Raw genomic sequence first — 4,035 nt, forward strand, 5'->3', positions numbered from 1 at the left:
GGTTGAGGAGCGCGTTAAGAGCTTTACCGAGGTCAACCTCGGCTACACCTTCGAGCTTGCAAAGCAGGAAGCGGAGCGCTGTCTGCAGTGTCCGGTCGAGTACGCCCCGTGCATCAAGGGCTGCCCCGTTCACATAAACATCCCGGCCTTCATAGCCAAAATAAAGGAGGGTGATATCAAGGAAGCCCTGAGGATAATCTGGAACGACAACACCCTGCCGGCCATTACCGGGAGGGTTTGCCCCCAGGAGGACCAGTGCGAGGGGGCCTGCGTGGTTGGAAAGGTTGGACGGGCGGTTGACATCGGCAAGCTCGAGAGGTTTGTGGCCGACTACGCGCGCGAGCACGGCATCGAGGGGGAACTGCTGAAGGAGATGGCCCCAAAGGCATGCGGAAAGGGCAAAGTGGCGGTGGTTGGAGCCGGTCCGGCTGGACTCACCTGCGCTGGAGAACTTGCGAAGCTCGGCTATGAGGTTACCATCTACGAGGCACTGCACAGCCCCGGCGGGGTTTTGGCCTATGGGATTCCCGAGTTCAGACTGCCCAAGGACATCCTTGAGCACGAGCTTGATAAGCTCCGGAAGCTCGGCGTTAGAATCCTCACAGACCACGTCGTCGGAAGAACGGTCACCCTCGAGGAACTCCTCCAGGAGTACGACGCGGTCTTCATCGGAACCGGGGCCGGAACGCCGAAGCTCCTCAACATCCCGGGCATACTCCTCGGGAGGATTTACAGCGCCAACGAGTTCCTTACGAGGGTCAACCTCATGAAAGCCTACAAGTTCCCCGAGTACGATACGCCGATAGCGGTGGGGGAGAAAGTTGTCGTCATCGGGGCCGGAAACACCGCGATGGACGCAGCCCGCTCCGCCCTGAGGTTGGGTGCAGAAGTTACGATAGCCTACCGCCGCGGTGAGGAGGACATGACGGCTCGCGTTGAGGAAATTCAACATGCTGAGGAAGAAGGCGTGAAGTTCGAGTTCTTCCTCAATCCTGTGGAGTTCATTGGAGACGAGGAAGGCAGGGTGAAGGCGGTTAAGTTTGAGAAGATGCGCCCGCTTGAGGAGCGCGACAAGCGCGGGAAGAGGAAGATAGTCGGCGCCGGTGAGTACGTCACGCTCGAGGCCGACACGGTGATCATAGCGATAGGCCTCGAACCCAACAGGATAATCAGCGAGGCTACCGGTTTGAAGACCAACCCTAACGGAACCCTTGTCGTTGGCGAGAACCTCATGACGAGCATTCCGGGTGTTTTCGCCGGCGGTGACGCGATAAGGGGCGAGGCAACCGTCATCCTCGCTATGGGCGACGGAAAGAGGGCCGCGAAGGCGATATGCGACTACATTGAGGAGAAGAGGAAGGCCAGCGCCTGATTACCACTCCCTTTTTCTGCTCCCGACGAACAGCCCCGTCTTCAGGTAGGCCATGTACTCGTCGTGGGCGAACTTGAAGCTGAAGGCCTGCGTTTCCTCCGGTGAGAGCCACTCAATCTCCTCGGGAATTCCCTCCACCCAGACGTAGACGAGGCCGTCTTTATCGCGCGCTATCAGGAGGGTGTACACGGGTTTTCCAAGCTCCTGGGCGAGCTTTACCTCTCTCCCTACCAGCGAGGTGAACTTTCCGAGTGGCGCGACGGCAACGAAGATTTCTGCGTCCTTTATCCTGCCGCTCGTGTCCCTCAGGCCGTAGTCCGAAGGGACGAGGATGTTGTTGGAGTTAAATTTCTCCTCTATAAGCTCAAGGATCGCCTTCTCTGTCTTCGTATGGTAGAGGAATGTAGGCTCGCTCAGGTAGACGAAAGGCCCGTGCCGCTCCTTCTTCTTTCTCAAAAACCCAAGCATTAAACCACCTCAGGTGGGGATAATGTCATCATCTCTCAGGAGGGATGACACTCATCATCGGTTCGCAGTTCAAATCTCCCTTCTAAGGACTTCTTTCGGCCAAAGGGGGCTTTTCCGAGGAGCAGATGTCATCGGTTGAAGGTGCCTCATCATCCCACCCCTTCGAAAGTGCTCTAGAAAGGAGGGGTTAAAAGGTTTTGGCGTCTTGGAGGTGGTACAAAACATTTATATTCAAAAATTCTCATTTTCATTCAGTTATATTGGGATTATAGTGAGAAAATATGAATACCGTGAGGGTCTTGAGGCGGCTCTCAGAACTGGGAGATGTCTTCACCAAGAAGGAGGCCCAAGAAAAGCTCGGCATGAGCACGAAGCAGTTAAACTACTACCTTGAGGCGCTCCTCAGAGAGGGGTTTCTCCGGAGAGTCGCCAAGGGCATCTATACTCTTTCCCTAGAACCTGGGAGAGCATCTTCTCCCCATGAGTTTGTTCTAGCCCAGATTTTGGTACCCAACGGGGCAGTTGCATACTGGTCAGCCCTGAACTACTATGGAATGACCGAGCAGATTCCCCAAACGGTTTTCATTCAAACTCCCGTAAAGAGAGGCTATCGGAAGCTCCTAATCGTCGACGGCAAGAGGTTTAAGGTGATCGTAGTCAGTCCTGAGAAGTTTTTTGGAATCAGTGCTATACGTCTTGGACGCAGAAAGGTTCGGATAACAGATCCAGAAAAGACGGTAGTGGACTGTTTGGACAAGCCTAAGTATTGCGGGGGAATAATCGAGGTTCTTAAGGCCCTCAAGAACGCGAGGCTGGATTATGAAAAGTTGCTTGAGTATGCTGAAAGAATGAAGAGCAGGGCCGTTCTGAAGCGTTTGGGATTTTTGAGCGAGAGATTAGCGCTTGGGATTGAGAAGGAGATTAGGCTCTCTGAAAGGGACCGGAAGAGCTTTGCACTCCTTGACCCTTCAATGCCCCCCGGAGGCCGTTTTAACTATCGGTGGGGCCTTCGAGTCAACGTTCCGGATGATTACTGGGAGGAGGTAGAATGATTAAGGACGAGATAAAAGTCCGGAGTTCCGAGCTTGGAGTTCCAGTCTCAACCGTGGAGAAGGACTATGCCATAAGCTGGATGCTCTACGGTCTCTGGAAGTCGAAGTTCTGGAGGGTATTGGCTTTTAAGGGAGGTACCTGCCTGAAAAAGGCTTACTTTCCGGACTACAGGTTTTCTGAGGACCTTGATTAGACTCTGCTTTTGGAGGAGCCAAATCCGGAATACATCCAAGCCAAAATCGCCGAGGCCGTTGAAGCAGCCAGCGAAGGACCCCTTCAGTTCCTGGATTTTGAGCTGAGGCCGAGATATGGGGTGAAGCTTTTCAAGGGAGAGCTTCTTGGATTTGAAGTTCGGGTCCCGTTTAGACTGCTCAGCAGGACTGGAAATCCGCCGAAGATCAAAATGGACATAACTCTGGAAAAGTACGAGAAGATACTGCTGCCTCTTCAAGAAAGGTCGATTCTGCATGGTTATTCGGACAGCCCAAGGTTTTCTGTGGTAAGCGTTAGGGCTTACAGCCTGGAGGAGATTTTAGCTGAGAAAATAAGGTCCCTGTTTCAGAGGACGAGGCCAAGGGACTTGTACGATATATGGTTTTTGAAAAATGCTGCTGATTTGGCGAGTGTGGCTCAGATACTCCGTCCCAAGTTCGGGGCTAAGGGAGTTGAGCCGGATGTGGATACCCTTCAAGGCAGAAGGCCTTACTATGAAAGGGCATGGGAGAGCAGTCTGGGCCATCAGCTGAGGGAACTGCCAGAGTTTGATGCCGTGTGGAACGATGTTATGGGCTTTTTGGAGAAAATCATCAGAAGGCTTAGCTCTTGGCCTTGAGGCATGCCTTATTAAACCTTTAGCCCAAACATTGCCTGGTGATAAAATGCGCGTCATCCCCCTCGCCTCGGAAAGTCTGGGCGTGAGAAGCTTAGCAACGTTCGTCGAGGCCTCAGGAGTGAAAATCCTCATCGATCCTGGTGTCGCCCTCGGGCCGAAGCGCTACGGCCTTCCTCCTGCGGAAATCGAGCTGGAAACCCTCCAGAGGATGAGGAAAAAGCTCCAGGGTTACGCAAAAAGGGCCGACGTGGTGACCGTCTCCCACTACCACTACGACCACCACACACCCTTCTTTGAGGGTCTCTACGAA

The 4,035-nt window shown here is 53.7% G+C and carries 4 protein-coding genes and 1 pseudogene; 4 read left to right on the plus strand and 1 reads right to left on the minus strand.

Annotated features, from left to right (window positions below; all coding sequences use genetic code 11):
- Positions 1–1,372 (plus strand): NADPH-dependent glutamate synthase (gene gltA / locus MVD07_RS10420; protein ID WP_297501881.1); only part of this gene is annotated, 1,372 nt, incomplete at its 5' end.
- Here the strand turns inward: gltA and MVD07_RS10425 are convergent.
- Positions 1,373–1,840, minus strand: coding sequence for a hypothetical protein (locus MVD07_RS10425; RefSeq protein ID WP_297501884.1), 468 nt, complete (start codon positions 1,838–1,840; stop codon positions 1,373–1,375).
- Between the two features lie 290 nt (positions 1,841–2,130).
- On the opposite strand from MVD07_RS10425, the gene MVD07_RS10430 reads away from it, so the two are divergent.
- The 3 genes and pseudogenes from MVD07_RS10430 to MVD07_RS10440 all read left to right on the plus strand — a co-directional run.
- On the plus strand, positions 2,131–2,892 hold the full coding sequence (locus MVD07_RS10430; RefSeq protein ID WP_297501887.1) for a type IV toxin-antitoxin system AbiEi family antitoxin: 762 nt from the start codon (positions 2,131–2,133) through the stop codon (positions 2,890–2,892).
- Positions 2,893–2,972: 80 nt separating this feature from the next.
- Positions 2,973–3,725 (plus strand): annotated as a pseudogene (locus tag MVD07_RS10435) (nucleotidyl transferase AbiEii/AbiGii toxin family protein).
- 46 nt (positions 3,726–3,771) lie between these two features.
- Positions 3,772–4,035: MBL fold metallo-hydrolase (locus MVD07_RS10440; RefSeq protein WP_297501885.1), on the plus strand; the 264-nt coding region annotated here is incomplete at its 3' end.

The organism is Thermococcus sp. (assembly GCF_027008145.1).
GTDB lineage: Archaea > Methanobacteriota_B > Thermococci > Thermococcales > Thermococcaceae > Thermococcus.